This is a genomic window from Peterkaempfera bronchialis (assembly GCF_003258605.2).
Classification (GTDB): domain Bacteria; phylum Actinomycetota; class Actinomycetes; order Streptomycetales; family Streptomycetaceae; genus Peterkaempfera; species Peterkaempfera bronchialis.
In genome coordinates, this window is record NZ_CP031264.1 from 6,338,351 (window position 1) to 6,359,272 (window position 20,922).

A 20,922-nucleotide genomic window follows, 5' to 3' on the forward strand; every position below is an offset into this window, starting at 1 on the left:
GCGCACGCCGGGCCGAACGAGTGAATGCGTGGTCGCACTCCGTGGAGGCGCCGCCGCCCCGGCGCGCGGGCGGTGTCCGGCCCGTACCCCCGCACCCCGTGGGCGCGTTGGACAGGGTGCCGGTGATCCGTCACGCCTGGCGTGCCGTCAGACTGGGCGGCGCACACCGCGTATGACGCTCCGTCGCGCGGCGTAAGGCGCCCCTCCGGTCGGGTGATGATTGGACCCGTCGGGCGGCGCGGCGCTAGGTTGGGACGGCTTGGTAAGGCAAGCCTTACCTAATCGGCGGCGCCTCTGTGTGCCGCGACGCGCGCCCAGCCCTGCCCGCCCGGACCACACCCGGAGCCGCTCCATGACACTCGCCGTCGGCAGCCCACTCGACCAGGCAGCACCCGTGCCCTCGGGCCGCGCCGCCGCCCCGCGCCCCGCCGGGGACGGGGACGCCGTCCTCCGCCGCCAGCGCTCCCGGGAGTCCTCGGCCCGCACCTACGCCCGGTCCTTCCCCATCGTGCCGGTACGGGCCCACGGGATGACCGTCGAGGGCGCGGACGGCCGCCGCTATCTCGACTGCCTCTCCGGTGCGGGCACCCTCGCCCTCGGCCACAACCACCCCGTGGTCCTGGAAGCCCTCCGGCGCACCCTGGACAGCGGCGCCCCGCTGCACATCCTCGACCTGGCCACCGCCGAGAAGGACGACTTCACCAACGCCCTCTTCGACACCCTCCCGACCGGATTCGCCGACCGGGCCCGGATCCACTTCTGCGGCCCGGCCGGCACCGACGCGGTCGAGGCCGCGCTGAAGCTGATGCAGACCGCCACCGGCCGGCGCGGCGTGCTCGCGTTCACCGGGGCCTACCACGGCATGACCGCCGGGGCGCTGGCCGCCACCGGCAATGTCGCCGTCAAGGAGCCGCTGCCGACCGCCGGCGAGGTCACCCGGCTGCCCTACCCGTACCCCTACCGCTGCCCGTTCGGGGTCGGCGGCGAACGCGGCGCCGAACTCTCCGCCGTCTACACCGAGCGGCTGCTGGACGACCCCTCCGGCGGTGTCGTCGCCCCCGCCGCGATGATCGTGGAGGCCGTGCAGGGCGAGGGCGGCGCCGTACCGGCCCCCGACGGCTGGCTGCGCGAGATGCGCCGCATCACCGCCGAACGCTCCATCCCGCTGATCGTGGACGAGGTGCAGACCGGCGTGGGGCGCACCGGCGCCATGTGGGCCGTGCAGCACAGCGGCATCGTGCCCGACGCCATGGTGCTTTCCAAGGCCATCGGAGGCTCGCTGCCGCTGGCCGTGGTCGTCTACCGGGACGACTACGACGGCTGGCTGCCCGGCGCCCACACCGGCACCTTCCGTGGCAACACCCTGGCCATGGCGGCCGGTGCCGCCACCCTGCGCTTTGTGGCCGCCGAGGGGCTGGCCGAGCGGGCCGCAGCGGTCGGCGCCCGGATCACCTCCCGGCTGACGGCGCTCCGTACCGAACTGCCGGTGATCGGCGACGTCCGGGGGCGCGGGCTGATGATCGGGGTGGAACTGGTCGACCCGGCGGGCGAGCCCGACGCCTGCGGCGCCCTGCCGCCCGCCCCCGAGCTGGCCGTCCGGGTGCGGGCCGGCTGCCTGGAACGCGGACTGATCGTGGAACTCGGCGGGCGCCATGACACCGTCGTCCGGCTGCTGCCGCCGCTCACCATCAGCGACGAGCAGGCCGACGCCGTCCTGGACCGCCTCACCGACGCCATCGCCGCCGCCGCGAGCACCCCGGCGGGCACCGCATCGGGCACCGCCGCCACGGCCGGGCAGGGGCGCGCATGAACGGCCCGCTGCACCCGCCCGCCCGTATGACCGCCCTCTCCGGCGGCGCCGAAGGGCCACGCGCCCTGCGGCCGCTGCTGGAGACCGTGCTCGACGCGCTGGCCGAGGGCGCCGCCCGGCGCGGCGGCCCGCTGCCCGTCGGCACCCCCAAGGAACTCGCCGACCTGGTCGCCCAGACCCTGGCCGACCTCGACACCTCAGCGGGCACCGGAGAGCCGGGCGCAGACGCCGAGCCACTGCACCGGCTCACCGCACTGCTGGCCCAGGGCAGCACCGACCCCGCCGACCCCTTCTGCGCCGCCCATCTGCACTGCCCGCCACTCTCCCTCGCCGTCGCCGCCGACCTCGCCGCGAGCGCCCTCAACCCCTCCCAGGACTCCTGGGACCAGGCGCCCGCCGCCACCGCCCTGGAGACGCTGCTCATCCGCGACCTGGCGGACCTGGTCGGCTACGACCCCGACACCGCCACCGGCGTGCTCACCTCCGGCGGCACCGAGTCCAACCTGATGGGGCTGATGCTCGCCCGCGACTGCGCCCTCACCCGGGCCGCCGGACGCCCCACCGAACTCCATGGACTGCCGTCCGGTCCCGTCCCCCGGATCTTCGCCTCCGCCGCCGCCCACTTCTCCGTCCAGCGCGCCGCCGCCCTGCTCGGCCTCGGCGAGCAGGCCGTGGTCACCGTGCCCGTCGACCGCGACCTGCGGATGGACGCCGACGCACTCGCCGCCGCCCTGCACCGCTGCACCGCCGCCGGTGAGACCCCGGTCGCGATCGTCGCCACCGCAGGCACCACCGACACCGGAGCCGTCGACCCACTGCACCGCGCCGCCGACCTCGCCGCAGAACACGGCGCCTGGCTGCATGTGGACGCCGCCTACGGGGGCGGCGCGCTGCTCTCCGACCGGCTCGCCCCGCTACTCGACGGCGTCTCCCGCGCCGACTCCGTCTCCCTGGACTGGCACAAGCTCGGCTGGCAGCCCGCCGCCGCCGGAGTCTTCCTGGCCCGGCACGCCGAGAGCTACGCGCCGCTGGCCCGCCGGGCGGTCTACCTCAACCCCGCCGACGACGAGGAGGCCGGCTACCCCAGCCTGCTGGGGCTCTCGCTGCGCACCACCCGCCGCCCCGACGCGTTCAAGATCGCGGTGACGCTGCGCACCCTGGGCCGCGCGGGGCTGGGCCGACTCGTGGACGCCTGCCACGCCCTGGCCCACCACGCCGCCGCCACCGTCGACGCCCACCCGCTGCTGGAGCTGCACACCGCGCCGGTCCTCACCACGGCGGTCTTCCACTACCTTCCGCAGCGGCCCGAGCTGCGCGACCCCGCCGCCCGCGACACCGTCAACGCGGCCCTGCGGCGCCGCCTGCTGCGCGAGGGGCGGGCCGTCGTCGGCCGCACCGAGCTGCCCGGCCAGGGGCCCGGCCGGATACGGCTCAAGCTCACCCTGCTCAACCCGCACACCACCCCCGCCGACGTCGAACGGCTGCTGCACGCCGTCGCCGCCGCCGGCCAGGCCGAGGAGGCCGAGGCATGACGGGTGCCGGCGCCCCCGGCGGCCCGCCCGCCCCGCTCGCGCCCGACCCATTCGCGCCCGACCCGTTGACGCCCGACCCGTTCGCGCCCGACCCGTTCGCGCCCCACCCGCTCGCGGAGGTACCCCGGTGACCGTGCCCCACCCCACCCCCAGCTCCGCTGCGGACGAGACCGTGTACGACCTGCTCGGCATCGGCATCGGCCCCTTCAACCTGGCGCTGGCCGCCCTGGCCGACGCGGTGCCCGGCCTGAACGCCCGCTTCCTGGACGCCAAACCCGCCTTCTCCTGGCACCCCGGCCTGCTGCTGGAGGGCACCACCCTCCAGGTGCCGTTCCTCGCCGACCTGGTCACCATGGCCGACCCGACCAGCCGCTGGTCGTTCCTCAACTATCTGCGCGCCCACGACCGGCTCTTCCCGTTCTTCTTCGCCGAGCGGTTCCACATCCCGCGCCGCGAGTACGACCACTACTGCCGCTGGGTGGCCGAGCAGTTGCCGTCCTGCCGCTTCGACGCCCCCGTCACCGCCCTGGAGTGGGACGACGCCGCAGGCGCGTTCGCCGTCACCCACGGCGGCGCGGCCGGTCCGCGCCGGGTGCTGGCCCGCCAGGTGGTGCTGGGCGTGGGTACGCGGCCGGTGGTGCCCGAGCCGCTGCGCGGGCTGCTGGAACCCGGCCGGGTGCTGCACAGCGCCGACTACCGCGCACACCGCGACACCCTCGCCGGGGCGGGCGATGTGACTGTGGTCGGCGCCGGCCAGTCGGGGGCCGAGGTGCTGCTGGACCTGCTGCGCCGTCAGGACGGCGAGGGGCACGGCGGCCCGTATGTGCGCTGGCTGGCCCGCTCCGCCGCCTTTGCGCCGATGGAGTACTCCAAGATCGGCCTGGAGCACTTCACCCCCGACTACATCCGCTACTTCCGGCGGCTGCCCGAGGCCGTCCGCGACCGGCTGGTGCGGCAGCAGTGGCAGCTCTACAAGGGCGTCAGCGGCGAGACCCTGGGCGAGATCCAGGACGAGCTGTACGAGCGCACCATCGGCGGCGGCGAACCGCGCGCCGCCCTGCACCCGGCCACCGCGATCAGCGGGGCGCGGCGGGACGGCGACGGCTATCTGCTCACCTGCCGTCACACCGAGCAGGGCGCCGACTTCACGCTGCGCACCGACCGGATCGTGCTGGCCACCGGGTACACCGCCGTCCGCCCGGCCTTCCTGGAGCCGGTCGCCGACCTGGTGGACTGGGACGACCGGGGCCGCTACCGGGTGGACGGCGACTACCGCGTCGCCCTGGACCCGCGCGTCACCGGCACGCTCTTCGTACAGAACGCCGAGATGCACACCCATGGCGTCGGCGCCCCCGACCTCACGCTGGGCGCCTGGCGGGCCGCGACCATCCTCAACGCGGTCTCCGGCCGTACCGTGCTGCCACTGCCCGCCCGCGCCGCCTGGACCACCTTCGGCGCCCCGGCTGCCGCCGCTCCGGCCGACCGGACGGTCCCGACCGCCTCCCGCAGCTACTGAGCGGGCCGCCGAGCGGGCCCGGCGTCCCGGGCCCGGCGGCGGCGGTCAGCGTATGGGGCCGAGCAACTGCTCGCGTACCTGGTGCCAGCACTCCTCGTCCGCCGCCACCAGCAGCCCGTCCACCTGCCGCCCCGGCTGGTACGGGACGCCGTCCAGCCGGGCGGAGACCCCGCCGGCCTCGGTGACCAGCAGCGAACCGGGCGCGTGGTCCCAGGGCAGGGTGCGCCAGAAGAGGGTGAACTCCTGCTCGCCCGTCGCGATGCGCGGGTACTCCACCCCCGCCGCCCGGCTGCCCGGGGTCACCGTGCCGAAGGCGCGGCCCCCGGCCTCCACGGTGGAGCGCATGCCCGGCTCCAGGAAGCGGCTGAGCACCGCCCCCCGCCAGGTCGCCGGACCGCCCGCCGCCGGGACGCGCCGCAGCCGCTCGCCGTTGAGCCAGGCGCCCCCGCCGCGCTCGGCGGCGTAGCCGTTCCCGGAGACCGGCTGCCAGATCCACCCGGCGACCGTCTCCCCGTCCCGGATCAGCGCCGCCATCACCGCGTAGTCGCCCTTGCCGGCCACGAAGTTGCCGGTGCCGTCCAGCGGGTCCACCAGCCAGACGGCGGGCTCGGTGCGGACCGCCTCCACCAGCGCGGGGTCGGCGGAGACCGCCTCCTCGCCCACCACCGGCACCGGGAGCAGTCCGCGCAGCCGCTCGGCGATGATCAGCTCCGCCTCCCGGTCGGCCACGGTGACCAGGTCGCCCGGTGCCTTCTCCACCACCTCACCGGTCGCCAGCGCCCGGAATCGCGGCTCGATCACCTCCGCCGCCGTCTCGGCGAGGATCTCCGCCACCTTGTCGAGCACCACGCACCGCTCCTCTCACTTGCCCCAACTCTCCCACGCCGCTGATCGCGGCGCCGGGCCAGGGACGGGCGGAGCGGTTCAGCCGAGCGGATCAGCCGAGCAGGTCCCGCTGGATCTCGTCGAGGATCCTCCCGGCGCCGGTGTAGCCGATGCCGAGCATCCAGAGGTTGTCGTCCACCGGGTAGGCGCGCTTCTCCCGGACGGCGGTGAGGTTCCTCCAGAGCGGGCTCTCGGTGATCTTCTTCTGGTTGCTCTTCACGGCGTCGCCGTAGGTGGACCAGAAGATGACGTCGGCGTCCGCCTGGTCGACCTGCTCCGGGCTGATCTCGAGGGAGAAGCCGTCCTTGTCCTGGTTGGCCGGTCGGCCCACGCCCAGGTCCTTGAAGATCGATCCGACAAAGGTGTCATTGAGGTAGAGCCGGGTCGGAGCGCCCTCCACGAAGCGGGCCATCTCCACCGTGGTCGCCTTGACCTTGGCCGCGCCGCCCAGCCTGCCGACCAGGTCCTGTATGCGGTTCCGGTACGCCGCCTCGACCTGCCGGGCCTCGGCCTGCCTGCCGAGGGCCTCGGCGTGCAGGTCGAAGTTCTGCTTCCAGACCGGGCCGGTGGTCTCGGTGAAGACGGTGGGGGCGATCTTCGACAGTTCGTCGTAGCGCTTCTCGTCGCGGACCTGGCTGCTGAGGATCAGGTCCGGCTTGAGGGCGGCGATGGCCTCCAGATTGGGTTCGCCGATGGTGCCGACGGCGGTGATGCCCTTGACCTTGTCCGCAGGCAGGTAGTCGGGGAGCGGCGCACCGGCCGCCACCGTGGTGGCGCCGACCGGGGTGACGCCCAGGGTCACGGCGGAGTCCAGCGCGTCGGTGTCCAGCACCACCACCCGCTGGGGGTGGTCCGGCACCGCGGTCTCGCCCCGGAAGTGCTTCACCGGATGGGTGCCGTCGGCGGTGCTCGCCGAAGGCCGGGCCCCGCCGGTCTCGTCGGCTCCGCCGGTGGCGGCCCCGCCGTCGGAGCCGCAGGCGGCGGCGGTCAGGGCGGTGGCCAGGGCGAGCGCGACGGCGGCGGCCGGGCGCAGAAGGGCGCGGGACATGGTGTGGTGCTCCCCGGGTAACGGCCGGCGGACGGGCCGGCGGGCCGACTGTGCTTAGGTAAACCTAACCTAGTCCGGGGTGCTCCCTCGTCGCAGGCCCTTTCCCGAATCCCGAGCCGCTCAGGGTGTCCCGCCTGAGCCTGCGGAGGGCCCGGCAGTGAGGTCCAGGCCCAGCCGGGCGGCGAGGAAGCAGGTGGTGTCGGTGGAGAGCCCGACCGTGCGGGTGACCGACCGGGCGCCGTGGCCGACGTCCTTCTCCCGGCGCAGCAGCACCGGCCGCTCGTCGGGGTCGGCGGTGGTCGCCCACTGGAGGGCCGCGCAGAGCTTGCGGGCGTGCAGCGGGTCGACCCGGGTGTCCTGGTCGAAGACGGTGAAGAGCACCGCCGGGTAGGCCGTCCCCGCGCGCACCCGGTGGTACGGCGAGTAGGCCAGCAGCCAGCCCAGTTGGACCGGGTCGTCGGCGGTGCCGTACTCCTCGTTCCAGGTGCGGCCGAGGCCGAAGCGCTCATAGCGCACCATGTCCAGCAGCGGCGCCGAGCAGACCGCCGCCGCGTAGAGGTCGGGGCGCTGGGTGACGGCGGCGCCGACCAGCAGGCCGCCGTTGGAGCCGCCGGAGATGCCGAGTCGGCCGGGCTCGGTGACGCCGTTCTCCAGCAGCCACCGCGCGGCGGCGTGGAAGTCGTCGAAGACGTTCTGCTTGCGGTCCAGCATCCCGGCGCGGTGCCACTCCTCGCCCTCCTCCAGCCCGCCGCGCAGATTGGCGATGGCGTACACCCCGCCCGCCTCGACCCAGGCCAGCACACCGGGGGAGAAGCCGGGGGTCAGCGACACCTGGAAGCCGCCGTAGCCGTAGAGCACGGTGGGGCGCGGCCCCGGCGGCAGGTCGGAGCGGGCGATCAGGAACATCCGGACCTCGGTGGAGTCCGAGGAGCGGTAGGTCACCTGACGTACCGTCACCGGGGGCAGCTCGACCCGGCCCGGCGCCTCGGCCCACGGCGTCACCTCACCGGTGCGGCCGTCATAGCGCAGCACCCGCTCCGGCGCGGTGTGGTCGCCATAGCGGAACCACGCCTCGAAGCCGCCACCGGGCACCCGGGGGTCCGAGCAGGAGAAGCCGCCGACGCTGCCCAGCCCCGGCAGCTCGACGGTGTGCAGCAGCTCCCCGGTGGCCAGGTCGTGCACGGCCACCTCGGAGACCGCGTGCCGACTGCGGCAGAGCAGCAGTCGCGGGCGCCAGCCGGGGTCGCTCCCGTCGCCGTACAGCACGGCCAGGTCCTCCAGCACCGCCTCCGGGTCCTGCGGCACCAGCTCCGCCAGCAGCCGCCGCCACTCCTCGGGCGGTACGCCGTCCGGGCCGGTCGCCGCCGTGTACAGCGCCGCCGGGTCGCCCACCAGCACCCGGCCGCGCGGGGCATCGGCGTCGGTGAAGACATAGGCCCGGCCGTCCTCGCCGACGCCCAGGGAGGTCTGGTCGTCCCGGCCGGTACGCAGCGGGCGCAGCGGGGGCCGCTCCGGCGGGGCGGCGTGCAGATCGGCGGCGTGCAGATCGGCGGCGTGTAGATCGGCGGCGTGTAGATCGGCGAGGTACAGGTCGCTGCGCGGGGCGGTACCGGCCGAGGCGGTGACGGTCAGCCAGCGGCCGTCGCGGCTGACCCGTACGCCGTAGTAGGTGGTGGCGGGCAGCCCGGCGCCGAAGACCTCGGCGTCCTCGGCCGGGTCGGTGCCGACCCGGTGCAGGTAGACCCGCCGGTGGTACTGCTCCTCGCCGTCGGGGACCAGCTCCGGGGCGAGCCGGCGCACATAGTAGAAGGCATCGCCGCCGGGCAGCCAGGCGACGGGGGAGTAGCGGGTGCGGTCGATCGGGCCGTCCACCGTCTCGCCGGTGGCGGTGTCCATGACCCGCAGCGCGGACTCCTCGGTGCCGCCCTCCGAGAGCTGGTACGCCAGCAGGCGGCCCTCGTGCGACGGTGACCAGGCGTCAAGCGTGGTGAGCCCGGCGGGGTCCAGCGCCACCGGGTCGATCAGCACCCGTTCGGCGGCGTCGCGCGGGGCCGCCCCGCCGTCCTCGGCCGGGTCCACCGTGAGCAGCACGGCGTGCTCCTGGCCGGGGGTGCGCCGGGTGTGGAAGCGCCGCCCGCCGTACCAGTACGGGCTGTTCTCCTGGCCGACCGCGTTGAGTTCGGTGAGCCGGGCCGCCAGGCGGTCGCGGCCGGGCCAGCGCTCCCGGGCTTCGTCCAGCAGGGCGTCCTGCGCGGCGGACCACTGCCGGGTCGGCTCGCTCTCCGGGTCCTCCAGCCAGCGGTAGGGGTCCTCGACCCGGTGGCCGAACAACTCCTCGACCACGGCGGCGCGCGGCGCGGGCGGGTAGCGGCGGGCGGCTCCGGGCGGCGGTTCGTGGGCAGGCTGGGTGACCATGTCCGGCAGCGTAGGCGATCACCGGCCCCCGGTCAGCTCCCGCACCCTCCGGCGGCTCGGTGATACCGCCCAGGGTGTGTCCGCAGCAGCGCAGGGTGAACCCGGTCGCCTCCACGCGCTCCTGCGCACCCGGCCCATCCCGCCCGCCCGTACCCCCGTGAGCCGCCGCCTCGTTCTCCACCAGGGGCCACAGCGCCCGTCCCACGCCCTACGCTCCCGGATGACACCGGCGACCACTGGCACGATCCCTGGAACCCTCCCGGAGGAGACCCCATGGCATCCACTCCAGCACCCGACACGGCCACCCGCCACGTCCGCGTCGCCGTCATCGGCTCCGGCTTCGGCGGCCTCGGCGCCGGGGTGCGGCTGCGCCGCGCCGGGATCACCGACTTCGTGATCCTGGAACGCGCCGCCTCGGTGGGCGGCACCTGGCGGGACAACACCTACCCGGGCTGCGCCTGCGACGTCCCCTCCCACCTGTACTCCTTCTCCTTCGCGCCCAACCCCCGGTGGCCGCGCAGCTTCTCCGGGCAGCCGCAGATCCGCGCCTACCTGGAACACGTCACCGACACCTTCGGCCTCCGCCCCCACCTGCGCTTCAACACCGAGGTCAGCGCCGCCCGCTGGGACGCCGACACCGCCCGGTGGCAGCTGGCCACCACCGCCGGCGACTGGACCGCCGACGCCGTCGTCGCCGCCACCGGCCCGCTCTCCGAGCCCCGCATCCCCGCCGTCAAGGGCCTGGACACCTTCCCCGGCCGGGTCTTCCACTCCTCGCGCTGGGACCACGACTACGACCTCACCGGCAAGCGCGTCGCCCTGGTCGGCACCGGCGCCTCCGCCATCCAGATCGTCCCCGCCATCCAGCCGCAGGTGCGGCGGCTCACCGTCTTCCAGCGCACCCCCGCCTGGGTACTGCCCCGCGCCGACCGGGAGATCTCCGCAGCCGAGCACTGGCTGCACCGCACCCTGCCGACCGCCGCCACGCTGCGCCGCGCCGTCCTCTTCGGGCTCCGCGAAATGCAGGTCGACGCCTTCGTCCACCATCCCCGCCTGCTGGGCGCCGTCCAGGTACTGGCCAGGTACCACCTGCGCCGCGCCATCGCCGACCCCGAGCTGCGGGCCAGGCTCACCCCGGACTACCGCATCGGCTGCAAGCGCATCCTGCTGAGCAACACCTACTACCCGGCGCTCGCCGCCCCCAACACCGAGCTGGTCGCCGCCGGGCTCGCCGAGGTACGCGGCTCCACCCTGGTCGCCGCCGACGGCACCGAGACCGAGGCCGACGCCCTGGTCTTCTCCACCGGCTTCCACGTCACCGACCTGCCCGCCGCCGAGCGGATCACCGGTGCGGCCGGACGCACCCTGGCCGAGCAGTGGGGCGGCACCATGGAGGCGCTGCGCGGCACCACCGTGCACGGCTTCCCCAACCTCTTCCTGGTCATCGGGCCCAACACCGCTCTCGGCAACAGTTCGATGATCCTGATGATCGAGTCCCAGCTGAACTACATCGTCGACGCCCTCACCCGGCTCGGGGCCCTCGGTGCCACCGCGCTGAACGCCAGGGCAGACGCCCAGCGGCGGTGGAACGACCGGGTGCAGCGCCGGATGCGCTCCACCGTCTGGACCACCGGCGGCTGCACCAGCTGGTACCTGGACGCCAACGGACGCAACACCACCGTCTGGCCCGGCACCCCCAGCCGCTTCCGCCGCGAAACCCGCCGCCTCACCCTCGCCGAATACGACCTCATCCCCCGCCCCACCGCAGCCTCCTGAACCGCCCCCCGCTCGTGCTGTACGCCTGTGCCGCCGTTACCGGTCGCAACAGTCCCCGGCTATGCCGACCGCTGCGCCGAAGCGCACCCGCACGGGCAGCCGGCCGACCCGGTTCTTCGAGGTCGGCCGGCTGCCCGGCTGATTGCCGCCTACCCGCTCAGACGTCGGCCTGCGTCAGCAGCGACTCCATCATGAGGTCGAACACCTCGGGCAGACGGGGGTTCTCCGGCTCCGCGACGAACTGCAAGGTGATCCCGTCGATGGCGGCGACATAGCTCCTGGCCAGGATTCCCGGGTCGATGGATGACTGCTCCCCGGCGGCTTCGAGCGCCGCCGCGAACACCTCCCCCAGCTTCTCCTCGTGGTGCGCGTACATCGACGCGGCGAGCATGGGGTGCATCCCGCCGCGCACCGCCCAGGTCACCAGCTCGATCTGGGCGCGGAAGTCCTCCGAACCGGCCCGGAGCGAGGCCCAGAACGCCTCGGAGATCCGCCGGACGGTCGCCCTCAGGCCTGCTTCCAGGGGCAGCCGTTCCGGGATGGAGTCCTGCATGAACTGGCCGAGCCAGTGCTGTGCGGCGGCACGCATCAGCTCGTCCTTGTCGCGGAAGCAGTAGTGGAGCGTGGCGAGGGGTGCACCGGCCTCCTGGGCGATGGCCCGCAGGGTCACCGCCTCGACCCCGTTGCGCCGCATCAGTTCGACGGCGGCCTCGATGAGCTGCTGTCGTCGTTCAGCTGTTGGGACTCGCACGCTGCCTCGCTTCTCGTCAGGGCGTCGGGGTGGGGCGTCCGGGTGGGACGTCATCCCCCCAGATTGTGGGCCGAACTCACCTGCTGCGCAGAGCACTTCGAGATGTCCGTTCGGCGGCGTGTTCCGCTCTCCCGGGCCGCTCTGCCGACTGCCACATGGACATTCGACCTGGACCCTTGACCAAGACAGTCGACCATGTTTGACTCCATGGCGCAAGGCAGCAGCTCCCGGGGCAGCCCGGAGCACATCGGTCGCGGTACCGGCGGGAGACCACCGGGTTCCCGAGCGCATGTGCCGTGTGACCGGCTCCCGGAACCGCTGTCGGCGCGTCATGCTCCGCGCCCCGCGCCCCCGGTCGATCGCCGTCAGGGCCTCCGGTGCATGCAAGACACCCGTTCTGCGGGGAGCGACTTTCTCCAGGTGGCCCCGGACCCTTCGACGAAGAGGTGGATCACAGCAATGCGAGTCAGTGTTCGGAGACATGGAAGAGCCGTGGCGATCAGCGCGACGGCAGCGCTGTCACTGGTGCTCGGCGCCTGCACCCAGCAGCAGGAGGGGACGGCGGCGGACGAGGGCGGCCCCGCGGCGGTGGCCGCGCCGCAGGAGGTCGACGGCCTCTCCGCGGACCCCGCGAAGAACACCCCCGACGCGCTGCGCAGGGCGGCCACCGCGCCCGACTGGGCGGTTCCCGTCCAGGTCATCGACTGCGCGACCCCCGGCTGCGACGGCAAGCGCACGCCCGGGGTCTACACCCCGCTGCCGAAGTCCGAGATCAAGGGCAAGTGGTCGATCTGCGCGCTGCTGCCGCATGTCAAGGACCCGTACTGGGTGGGCCAGGACGAAGCCCTGGTGGCCGAGGCCAGGCGCACCGGAGTCCACCTCCAGGTCTATGAGGCCGGCGGCTACACCGAGGTGAGCAAGCAGCTCGACCAGCTCTCCAACTGCGTGGCCCAGGGCGCCAACGCGGTCCTGATCGGCGCGGTGAGCAATGAGGCGCTCAACCCCAAGATCGAGGAGATCGTCAACCAGGGCGTCGTGGTGATCGACGCAGTCAACGGCGTGACCAGCAAGAAGGTCCAGGGACGCGCCCTGTTCGACTACTGCACGCTGGGCGGCAGCCTGGCCAGGCACCTCAAGGAGCAGGGCAAGCCGGTCAACGGGGTCTGGTTCCCCGGTCCGGCCGGCGTCGGCTCGCTGGAGCAGCTGATGTCCTGCTTCAAGGAGCAGGCCGCCGGCAGCGATGTCAAGGTACTCGGCACCAAGTACGGCGACACCGGCAAGGACGCCCAGCTCAACCTGGTCGAGAACGCGCTCGGGGCGTATCCCGGGATGGACTACATCCTCGGCAGCGCCACCACCGCCGACGCGGCCCACGGCGTGCTGAAGGAGCGGGGCCTGAGCGACAAGGTGCGTACCGCCTCCTACTACTTCACTCCCGAGGTCTACTCGCTGCTCAAGTCCGGCGACGCCACCTGCGCCAGTGCCGGGAACGACCTGATCCTCTCCCGGATCGCGATGGACATGGCGATCCGCAAGCTGGAGAAGAAGCCCTTTGTGGGCGGTCCGTACATCGGCACCAACGCCCAGGTCATCTGCGGCCCCGCGGCGGGTGCGGACGCCGACAACCTCGGCGAGCTGGTGAAGGAGCTGAACCTCCCCTCCGACGGCTTCAGCCCTGTCTTCAACGTGAACTGAGGCGGGCACCGTCATGACACAGGCCACCACCGGCGGTCCGGGGGCTGCGCAGGGCGGCTCCGTGCCGGCCGTCTCGGTACGCTCCCTGACCAAGCACTTCCAGGCGATCACCGCACTGAGCGATGTGAGTATCGACTTCCTGCCCGGAGAAGTGCATGTGCTGTTCGGGGAGAACGGCGCCGGGAAGTCGACTCTGATCAAAGTCCTGGCCGGAGTGCACCGGGCCGACGCGGGCAGCGTGGTCATCGGCGGGGCCGAGACCAGCGCGGCCAGTCCGCGGCACGCCCGGGAGCTGGGCATATCGGCGGTCTTCCAGGACCCCGCCCTGGTGCCGCAGCTGACCGTCGCGGAGAACCTGACACTCGGACGCGAGCCGATGCGGGCGGGACTGGTGTCCCGGCGTGAGCGGTTGCGGATCGCCGAGGAGGCCCTGCACCGGGTGGGCTCGTCCATCTCGCCGCACGCCGTGGCCGGCGACCTGGGACGTGCCGAGCAGCAGATCGTGGAGATCGCCCGCGCACTCCAGGGCTCCGCCAAGGTGCTCATTCTGGACGAGCCGACCGCCTCCCTCACCGACGAGGAGACCGACCGCCTGTTCGCGATCGTGCGGAGGCTTCGGCAGCAGGGCCTGGCGGTCATCTACATCACGCACCGCATGAAGGAGATCAGGGCCATCGGCGACGTCGTGACCATCCTGCGGGACGGGGGTCTCATCCGGACCTGCCGTCTCGACGAGGTGGACGACGAGGGAATGGTGACCCTGATGACGGGACGGAAGGTGGACGCGCTCTTCCCCTCCATCGCGCACCGGCCGGGAGCCGTGGCACTGGAGCTGGAGGGGCTGTCCGGGGAGGACGTCCGCGACGTCAGCCTGACCGTCCGCGGCGGCGAGATCGTCGGCCTGGCCGGACTCGTCGGCTCCGGCAAGGGGACCATCGGCAGGCTCTGCTTCGGCCTGGCCAGGCGTACGTCCGGAAGGCTGCTGGTCCGCGGCAAGGACCTCGGCACCAAAGCCGCACCGGCCAGGTACATCGGCGCAGGGGTCATGTACTACCCGGCGGACCGGAAACGGGACGGGCTGGTGGGCGTGCGCCCGGCGGCGGAGAACGTCTCCTTGACGGCGCTCGACCGCTGGTCCGGACGGGGGTTCCTGAAACGCGGCGAGGAGCGTCGGGACACCGCCGGCGTCCTTGAGCGGCTGACCCTGCGGCCGATGCGGCCGGAGGCGCTGCCATCGACGTTCTCCGGCGGCAACCAGCAGAAGATCGTGCTGGCGCGAGGGTTCACCCGTCCCTACGCCGTCCACATCTTCGACGAGCCGACGGCGGGTGTCGACGTAGGGGCCCGCGCGGACATCTACGCGGCCATCCAGGAACTGGTCGAGTCGGGCGCGGCCGTGGTGCTGATCTCTTCGGATCTGCCCGAGGTGCTCAACCTGGCGCACCGGCTCTATGTGATCACCGAGGGCCGGGTCGCGGCGGAGTTCTCCGGCGCGGACCTCACCGAGGAAACGGTTCTTCCCACGTTCTTCCCACATGAATCTGGAGTGACGTCGTGACACAGACACTGGCCTCTCCGGGGGAGGCACCGCCGACAGCGCCGAGGCAGAGAGCCGGAGCGGGACTTGGCGCAGCCGCCCGCCGGCTCTTCATCCAGTGGGGCATCCTGCCCGTCCTGCTGCTGGCCCTCATCGCCACCTTCGCCTCGATCGAGCCCAGGTTCCTCTCCGAGGCGAACCTCACCAACGTGGCCAGGCAGCTGAGCTTCCTGGGCATCATCGCCCTCGGCCAGATGCTCTATCTGGTGACGCGGCACTACGACCTGTCCAACGGTGCCTGCGTCGCCCTCTCCTCGATCGTCGGCGCGATGGTCATGACGTCCGTCGCCAAGAGCGGCAGCACCGGGACCGCCATCCTGCTCGGCTGCCTGGCCGGTATCGCCGTGGGCCTGGTGGTCGGCGTGGTCAACGCCGTGCTGATCGCCGTTTTCAAGATCTCCGCGTTCATGGTGACCCTCGGCACCGCCTCGGCGGCGACCGGCACCGCGCTGCTGCTGTCGGGCGGCACCCCGGTCGTGGGCCTCCCGCCCGAGTTCGCACGGCAGTTCGGCACGTCCATGGTGCTGGGGATACCCTTCCCGACCTTCGTCATGATCCTCGCCCTGCTCGCCGCCTATGTCTTCCTCAACTGGACCCGCCTCGGCCGCCAGGCATACGCGGTGGGCGGCAACGAGAGCGCGGCCTACCAGTCCGGGGTCAACGTCCGCCGGACGCTGCTCACCGTGATGATCGTCGGCAGCCTGCTCGCCGCCCTGGTGGGGCTCATGCTGACGGCCCGGATGTCCACCGGCGAGGCCAACGTCGGTGTGCAGTACCCCCTCCAGTCGATCATCGCAGCCGTGCTCGGCGGAGTGTCGCTCGACGGTGGCGAGGGCCGGGTCGCGGGGGTGCTCATGGGCGCCCTGTTCCTGGTGCTGCTGAGCAACGGCATGGACCTCATCCGGGTGCAGAGCTATGTGCAGGACATCCTGCTCGGCGCACTCCTGGTGACCGCGCTGCTCGTGGACCGGCTCAGAAAACGTATGCGGCTGACCTGATCCGGCGGCCCCCGCCGGAACCACCGGTGCCCGCCCTCCTACCGCCCTCCCTCTTACCGAAGGAACCAGATGAATCAGAAGCGCGAGTTCCGCAACTTCGTCAACGGCGCGTACGTCGACACCGCAGAGGGAGTCACCAGCGACCTCGTCGACCCGACGACCGGCGATGTCTTCGCCACCGCCCCCGTGTCGGGCGAGGCCGACATCGACGCCGCGTACGCGGCGGCTTCGACGGCCTTCGGCAGCTGGCGCCGCACCACCCCGGGCGAGCGGCAGAAGGCACTGCTGGCCCTCGCCGACGCGGTGGAGGCCCGCACCGCCGAGCTGGCCGAGCTGGAGTCGCAGAACACCGGCAAGCCGATCCCGCTGACGGCGGCGGAGGAGGTCCCGCCGATGGCGGACCACCTGCGGTTCTTCGCCGGGGCCGGGCGCGTCCTGGAGGGCAAGGCGGCCGGCGAGTACCTGACCGACCACACGTCATGGATACGCCGGGAGCCCGTCGGTGTGATCGGACAGGTCGCCCCCTGGAACTACCCCATGATGATGGCGGTCTGGAAGTTCGCCCCGGCGCTGGCCGCAGGCAACACCGTCGTCCTCAAGCCCAGCGACACCACGCCGGCCTCCACCCTGCTGCTGGCCGAGATCGCCGCCGAGTTCCTGCCCCCGGGCGTGCTCAACGTCGTGTGCGGAGACCGCGACACGGGCCGCGCCCTCGTCGCCCACCCGAGGCCCGACATGGTGGCGATCACCGGATCGGTGGGCGCGGGCAAGCAGGTGGCCGGCGCCGCCGCCGCCGACCTGAAGCGGGTCCACCTGGAGTTGGGCGGCAAGGCGCCGGTCGTGATCTTCGACGACGCCGACATCGAGGCCGCGGCAGAGGCCATCGCAATCGCCGGGTACTTCAACGCCGGCCAGGACTGCACCGCCGCGACCCGTGTCCTGGTCGCCCCGGCGGTCCACGACGACTTCGTCGCCGCACTGACCGCGCAGGCCCAGGGCATCACCACCACCCACGCGGTCGGCCGGGAGAGCGAGGACGCCTTCATGCCGGCGCTGAACAGCGCAGGGCACTTCGAGCGGGTGTCCGGCTTCATGGACCGGCTTCCCGACCACGCCGTCGTCCACACCGGCGGCCACCGGCTCGGCGAGCGCGGATTCCACTTCGCCCCCACCGTCGTCTCAGGGCTCCGGCAGAACGACGAACTGGTCCAGAGCGAGGTCTTCGGACCGGTGGTGACCGTCCAGCAGTTCACCGATGAGCAGGCGGCACTGGAACAGGCCAACGGCGTCCCCTACGGCCTGGCCTCCTCGGTCTGGACCAAGGACGTCAGCCGCGCCCTGCGGTTCAGCCGCGACCTCGATTTCGGCTGCGTCTGGATCAACACCCACATTCCGCTGGTCGCGGAGATGCCGCACGGCGGCTTCAAGCACTCCGGCTACGGCAAGGACCTGTCCATGTACGGGCTGGAGGACTACACCCGCATCAAGCACGTCATGGCCCACATCAACGGCTGAGCACCACGACGAGAGAGAGGCACCCGCATGGCAGGCGACGACACCCCCGCGCAGCGCCCGGTCGAGATCCCGCGCGAACCGAGGACGGCCCTGGCAAACCGCCTCGCGACCGCGACGGAGAACGACGGAATCAGCGTGTGGCGCCCCACTCCGCTGGAGCCGCTGAACGACGCGACCCGCAATATGCGCAGCCGCTGGATCATCCCGCCGGTCGACGGCGCAAGCAGCTACTCCGTCTCAGAGTGGGAGCTGACCCGGGCCGGCTGGTCGGACCGGCACCCCCATGACGAGCTGAACTACGTCCTTGAGGGCGAGCTGCACATCGAGACCCAGGGCAAGACCGTCGTCCTGCGTCCGGGCGATGCGGCACTGGTCCCGTCGGGCCAGGTCGGCCGGTACTGGGCGCCCGAGTACGCCCGGATGTACGCCGTCTACGGCGCGAACCTCGACGGAATCGAGTCCGACTACCTCGACTACTGGGAGATCACGGACTGATCCCCACCCACCGGCCGGACGCTTCTCGGGCAGCCTGCACGCGGCCCGACCAGCGTCCGGCCGACGCCCTCGGCGGAGTGGTCGTGGAGGTGGGTGGATGTCCGTGTGCAGGGCGGGTGGCGGCGCGGGCGTGGGCGTTGCCCGTGCGAAAAGGAGAGGGGGCTCCCGCCGACGGCGGGAGCCCCCTGAGGGTGCTGATCGGGTGTCAGCCGATGGTGCAGACCGTTCCGTTGAGGCGGAAGGCGGTGGGGGCGGGGTTGGGTCCGTCGTTGGCGCCGACGAAGCCGAAGGACGCGGTGGAACCGCCCTTGGGGGCCAGCCGTCCGTCACCGGTGACGTGGACACGGCCGCCGTTGTCCGTGACCGAGGCGTTCCACGCGGAGGAGACCGACTGGCCGGGGGTGGGCCAGTCGAAGTCCAGGCTCCAGCCGTCGATGGCGGTGTCGGCCAGGTTGGTGAGGGTCACCGTGGCGACGAAGCCGTTCCCCCAGCCGCTGTCGACGTGGTAGGTGACGGCGCAGTTGCTCCGCTGCGGGCTGCCCGTGGTGAAGGTCAGCGGGACGGACGGGACGGAGAGCCGGCCGGCCGCGTCGCGGGCCAGCACGGAGACGGTGTGGGTGCTGCCCGGCGGCAGGTTGCGCAGGGTGGCCGAGGTGCCGGTGGACTCGCCCAGCAGCTGGACGTTGGTGCCCAGCCGCTCGTACACCTCGTAGCGGGTCACCGAGCCGGTGGAGGCGCCCCAGGAGAGGGTCGCCGAGGTGTCGGTCACGGCGGTGGTCCTGGGGGCGCCCGGGGTGGAGACCACGGGGGAGGGGCCGCTGCCGGCCTTGGGGTGCAGGGTGAGCGTGGTCAGCGAGTACGGCGGCAGCGAGACCCGGGAGGCCGAGGCGGTGCCGGTGGCGTTCGCGAGGTCGGAGTCGCCGCGCGCATAGCGGCGGACGTCGGGCGTGCCCGCCGCCGGGGTGAAGCCGCTGTAGTGCAGGTCCACGCTCTGGGCCGCGTTCGGGTCCTTGTTGACCAGCAGCACGCTCAGGTCGCCGTTGGCCCGCTGCACCGCGTGCGCGGAGACCTGGCGGCCGGTCGAGCCGGCGGCGACCATGGTGTCGCCGGTGCTGCCGAGCGCGGTGAGCATCTTCAGCCCGTAGTAGGGGTGGAACGGGGTGTTGGCGGCCGGTTCGCAGACAGTGCCGGTGCAGGTGGCGTTGGACAGCATGCCCATGTCGCCGTAGTCGGTCTCGCCGTCCACGGTGGTGATCCCGTCGGCGCCGTTGTGGGTGTCCCACCAGTCGACCGTGAAGACGCCGTTCTCCAGCGCGGTCATGACGGCGTCGGCGGTGAAGAGGCCGTTGGGGCGGCCGGTCAGCCGGGAGCCGCCGGTGTTGGTGTTGATCTCGGTCATGGCGATGCCGATCCGGGCCGAGTCGGCGCCGGCGTAGCGGTCCAGCTGGCTGCGCACCTCGCGCAGCTCGCCCGGGAGTTGGGCCACCTTGGCGAGCGCCTGGTCGGCGTTGTCCCCGCCGGCGTACCAGTGCACGCTGACGAAGTCGACGTCATGGGCCACGGCCGCGAGCACGGTGTGGTTCCAGTCGGCGGCCTCGCCGTCGCCGATGACGCCGTCCGGCCAGTTGCCGGGCATGGTGAGTACGGCGCCGATCTTCACGGTGGGGTCGACGGCCTTCATCGCGGCGGCGTAGGCCAGGACCTGCCGGGCGTACTCGGCCGGGCTCTTGTCGGCGTGGATGTCGTTCTCCCAGCCGGAGCCGTAGTGGCCGTTGCCGTAGATCTCGTTGCCGATCTCCCAGTACTTGGCGCCGTAGTGCTTCTCGACGTTGGCGTACCGGACCCAGTCGGCGGCCTCCTGCGGGGTGCCGGAGCCGTAGTTGGCGATGATGACGGGCTGGGCGCCGGTGGCCTTCACGGTGCCCATGAAGTCGTCGAAGCCGGTGCCGGGCGCCACATAGCCGCCGGGGGCGGTGTGGTCCTTCCAGTGGTAGATGTCGGAGTAGGAGCCGCCGGGGTAGCGCATCGCGCCGACGCCCGCGGCCTTCATCAGGGTGGCGACCTCGGGGTCGTTCATATGCGAGTCCCAGATGGCCGCGTTGACTCCACGGGCGGTCTCGTCCAGCACCCCCAGTCCCGCATGGGCGTTGACGGTGACATCGACGTCGGCCGGCGGCGGTGCGTCGGCGGCTGCCGCCTGGCCGGTCGCGGGCAGGGCCGCCAGCAGGGCGGCGGTGAGCGTGGCGGCGAGGGCGGCGGCGGTCCTGGCGGGCCGGCGGAGTCTGCGGGGCGTGCTGTGCAGCGGTGGCACGGAGAGGTCCTCCCGGGACGGGCGCGGTCCCGGGCGGCTGGTCGGACGGCCGGAGGACGGGAACGCGGACGGAGCGTGGGGGCACGGTGCGGCCGCGTTCTCCGTCGACGATGCGGCGACTCTGGGGACACGCGATTTGGGAGCGCTCCCATGATGGGAGCGGCGATCTCCCCTGTCAACGCCCGCGTCACTCTGGCCACTTACGGCCGACCGCCGCAGCGGCTCCTGGCGGGGGCTGCGCGGCGCCCGCGCCGGTGCGGGTGGACCGGGAGCCGGAGGACGGCGATGTGCTGGACTTCGGCGGCGGTGCACGGGCCGTGGCCGTACCCGGACACACCCCCGCAGCGTCGCCCTGTACCTCCCCGGCCCCAAGGTGCTCATCACCGGGCACACGGTGGCGCGCGGCCCCGACGGCCGGGTGATGCCGGGGGTGCTCAACGCCGACCCGGCCGGTGCGGCGGCCTCCTTCCGGCGGTTGGCGGAGCTGGACACCGAGGTCGCCTGCTTCGGCCATGGCGAACCCCTCACCAGCGGCGCCGGAGCCCGGCTGCGGGCGGTCGCCGGGAGGCTGCGATGAC

16 protein-coding genes are annotated in these 20,922 nt (G+C 72.9%); 11 read left to right on the forward strand and 5 right to left on the reverse strand.

Annotated features, from left to right (window positions below):
• The first annotated feature begins 352 nt into the window (after window positions 1–352).
• Genes C7M71_RS27075 through C7M71_RS27085 form a run of 4 tightly spaced genes read left to right on the forward strand, consistent with a single transcriptional unit; the run spans window position 353 to window position 4,858 of the window.
• Window positions 353–1,810 (forward strand): diaminobutyrate--2-oxoglutarate transaminase family protein, encoded by a 1,458-nt coding sequence (locus C7M71_RS27075; protein WP_111493991.1) that lies wholly within the window; start codon window positions 353–355, stop codon window positions 1,808–1,810.
• A complete protein-coding gene (locus C7M71_RS27080) occupies window positions 1,807–3,342 on the forward strand; it encodes a pyridoxal phosphate-dependent decarboxylase family protein (protein WP_229758945.1) in 1,536 nt (511 codons plus the stop codon). The genes C7M71_RS27075 and C7M71_RS27080 overlap by 4 nt, the downstream gene beginning before the upstream one ends.
• Complete coding sequence (locus C7M71_RS32785) at window positions 3,339–3,473, forward strand: hypothetical protein (protein WP_265737680.1); 135 nt, start codon at window positions 3,339–3,341, stop codon at window positions 3,471–3,473. The genes C7M71_RS27080 and C7M71_RS32785 overlap by 4 nt, the downstream gene beginning before the upstream one ends.
• Window positions 3,470–4,858 (forward strand): lysine N(6)-hydroxylase/L-ornithine N(5)-oxygenase family protein, encoded by a 1,389-nt coding sequence (locus C7M71_RS27085; RefSeq protein WP_229758946.1) that lies wholly within the window; start codon window positions 3,470–3,472, stop codon window positions 4,856–4,858. The genes C7M71_RS32785 and C7M71_RS27085 overlap by 4 nt, the downstream gene beginning before the upstream one ends.
• Window positions 4,859–4,903: 45 nt before the next feature.
• Here C7M71_RS27085 and C7M71_RS27090 read toward each other — a convergent pair whose 3' ends face one another.
• From C7M71_RS27090 to C7M71_RS27100, 3 genes are all read right to left on the reverse strand, one after another.
• Window positions 4,904–5,707, reverse strand: a complete 804-nt coding sequence (locus C7M71_RS27090) for an inositol monophosphatase family protein (protein ID WP_111493993.1) — start codon at window positions 5,705–5,707, stop codon at window positions 4,904–4,906.
• 88 nt (window positions 5,708–5,795) lie between these two features.
• Complete coding sequence (locus C7M71_RS27095; protein ID WP_114914603.1) at window positions 5,796–6,791, reverse strand: ABC transporter substrate-binding protein; 996 nt, start codon at window positions 6,789–6,791, stop codon at window positions 5,796–5,798.
• A gap of 120 nt (window positions 6,792–6,911) precedes the next feature.
• Entirely contained in the window at window positions 6,912–9,206 is a 2,295-nt protein-coding gene (locus C7M71_RS27100) for a prolyl oligopeptidase family serine peptidase (RefSeq protein WP_111490024.1), read from the reverse strand.
• 273 nt (window positions 9,207–9,479) lie between these two features.
• On the opposite strand from C7M71_RS27100, the gene C7M71_RS27105 reads away from it, so the two are divergent.
• Window positions 9,480–10,982, forward strand: a complete 1,503-nt coding sequence (locus C7M71_RS27105; protein ID WP_111490025.1) for a flavin-containing monooxygenase — start codon at window positions 9,480–9,482, stop codon at window positions 10,980–10,982.
• A gap of 157 nt (window positions 10,983–11,139) precedes the next feature.
• Here the strand turns inward: C7M71_RS27105 and C7M71_RS30850 are convergent, their stop codons facing one another.
• Window positions 11,140–11,733, reverse strand: coding sequence for a TetR/AcrR family transcriptional regulator (locus C7M71_RS30850; protein ID WP_162824414.1), 594 nt, complete (start codon window positions 11,731–11,733; stop codon window positions 11,140–11,142).
• Window positions 11,734–12,225: 492 nt separating this feature from the next.
• On the opposite strand from C7M71_RS30850, the gene torT reads away from it, so the two are divergent.
• From torT to C7M71_RS27135, 5 genes are all read left to right on the forward strand, one after another.
• Entirely contained in the window at window positions 12,226–13,428 is a 1,203-nt protein-coding gene (torT, locus tag C7M71_RS27115) for a TMAO reductase system periplasmic protein TorT (protein WP_162824416.1), read from the forward strand.
• 13 nt (window positions 13,429–13,441) lie between these two features.
• Window positions 13,442–14,986, forward strand: a complete 1,545-nt coding sequence (locus C7M71_RS27120; RefSeq protein WP_111490027.1) for a sugar ABC transporter ATP-binding protein — start codon at window positions 13,442–13,444, stop codon at window positions 14,984–14,986.
• Entirely contained in the window at window positions 14,983–16,023 is a 1,041-nt protein-coding gene (locus C7M71_RS27125; RefSeq protein ID WP_162824418.1) for an ABC transporter permease, read from the forward strand. The genes C7M71_RS27120 and C7M71_RS27125 overlap by 4 nt, the downstream gene beginning before the upstream one ends.
• A gap of 69 nt (window positions 16,024–16,092) precedes the next feature.
• Window positions 16,093–17,538 carry an aminobutyraldehyde dehydrogenase gene (locus C7M71_RS27130; RefSeq protein ID WP_111490029.1) on the forward strand — a complete coding sequence of 482 codons (1,446 nt, stop codon included), beginning with the start codon at window positions 16,093–16,095 and terminating at the stop codon, window positions 17,536–17,538.
• A 27-nt stretch (window positions 17,539–17,565) separates the two neighbouring features.
• Complete coding sequence (locus tag C7M71_RS27135; RefSeq protein WP_229758947.1) at window positions 17,566–18,033, forward strand: cupin domain-containing protein; 468 nt, start codon at window positions 17,566–17,568, stop codon at window positions 18,031–18,033.
• Window positions 18,034–18,238: 205 nt separating this feature from the next.
• On the opposite strand, the gene C7M71_RS27140 is transcribed toward C7M71_RS27135, so the two are convergent.
• Complete coding sequence (locus C7M71_RS27140; RefSeq protein WP_111490030.1) at window positions 18,239–20,344, reverse strand: cellulose binding domain-containing protein; 2,106 nt, start codon at window positions 20,342–20,344, stop codon at window positions 18,239–18,241.
• A 373-nt stretch (window positions 20,345–20,717) separates the two neighbouring features.
• Here C7M71_RS27140 and C7M71_RS27145 point away from each other — a divergent pair, with 373 nt between their 5' ends.
• Entirely contained in the window at window positions 20,718–20,921 is a 204-nt protein-coding gene (locus tag C7M71_RS27145) for an MBL fold metallo-hydrolase (protein WP_407675947.1), read from the forward strand.
• Window position 20,922: the final 1 nt, after the last annotated feature.

Excerpts from the sequence above, each read along its gene's own strand:
- C7M71_RS27135 (WP_229758947.1), top strand. The coding sequence starts at position 17,566 with ATGGCAGGCGACGACACCCCCGCGCAGCGCCCGGTCGAGATCCCGCGC.
- C7M71_RS32785 (WP_265737680.1), top strand. The coding sequence starts at position 3,339 with ATGACGGGTGCCGGCGCCCCCGGCGGCCCGCCCGCCCCGCTCGCGCCC.
- C7M71_RS27095 (WP_114914603.1), bottom strand. The coding sequence starts at position 6,791 with ATGTCCCGCGCCCTTCTGCGCCCGGCCGCCGCCGTCGCGCTCGCCCTG.
- C7M71_RS27075 (WP_111493991.1), top strand. The coding sequence starts at position 353 with ATGACACTCGCCGTCGGCAGCCCACTCGACCAGGCAGCACCCGTGCCC.
- C7M71_RS27080 (WP_229758945.1), top strand. The coding sequence starts at position 1,807 with ATGAACGGCCCGCTGCACCCGCCCGCCCGTATGACCGCCCTCTCCGGC.
- C7M71_RS27105 (WP_111490025.1), top strand. The coding sequence starts at position 9,480 with ATGGCATCCACTCCAGCACCCGACACGGCCACCCGCCACGTCCGCGTC.
- C7M71_RS27120 (WP_111490027.1), top strand. The coding sequence starts at position 13,442 with ATGACACAGGCCACCACCGGCGGTCCGGGGGCTGCGCAGGGCGGCTCC.
- C7M71_RS27130 (WP_111490029.1), top strand. The coding sequence starts at position 16,093 with ATGAATCAGAAGCGCGAGTTCCGCAACTTCGTCAACGGCGCGTACGTC.
- C7M71_RS27100 (WP_111490024.1), bottom strand. The coding sequence starts at position 9,206 with ATGGTCACCCAGCCTGCCCACGAACCGCCGCCCGGAGCCGCCCGCCGC.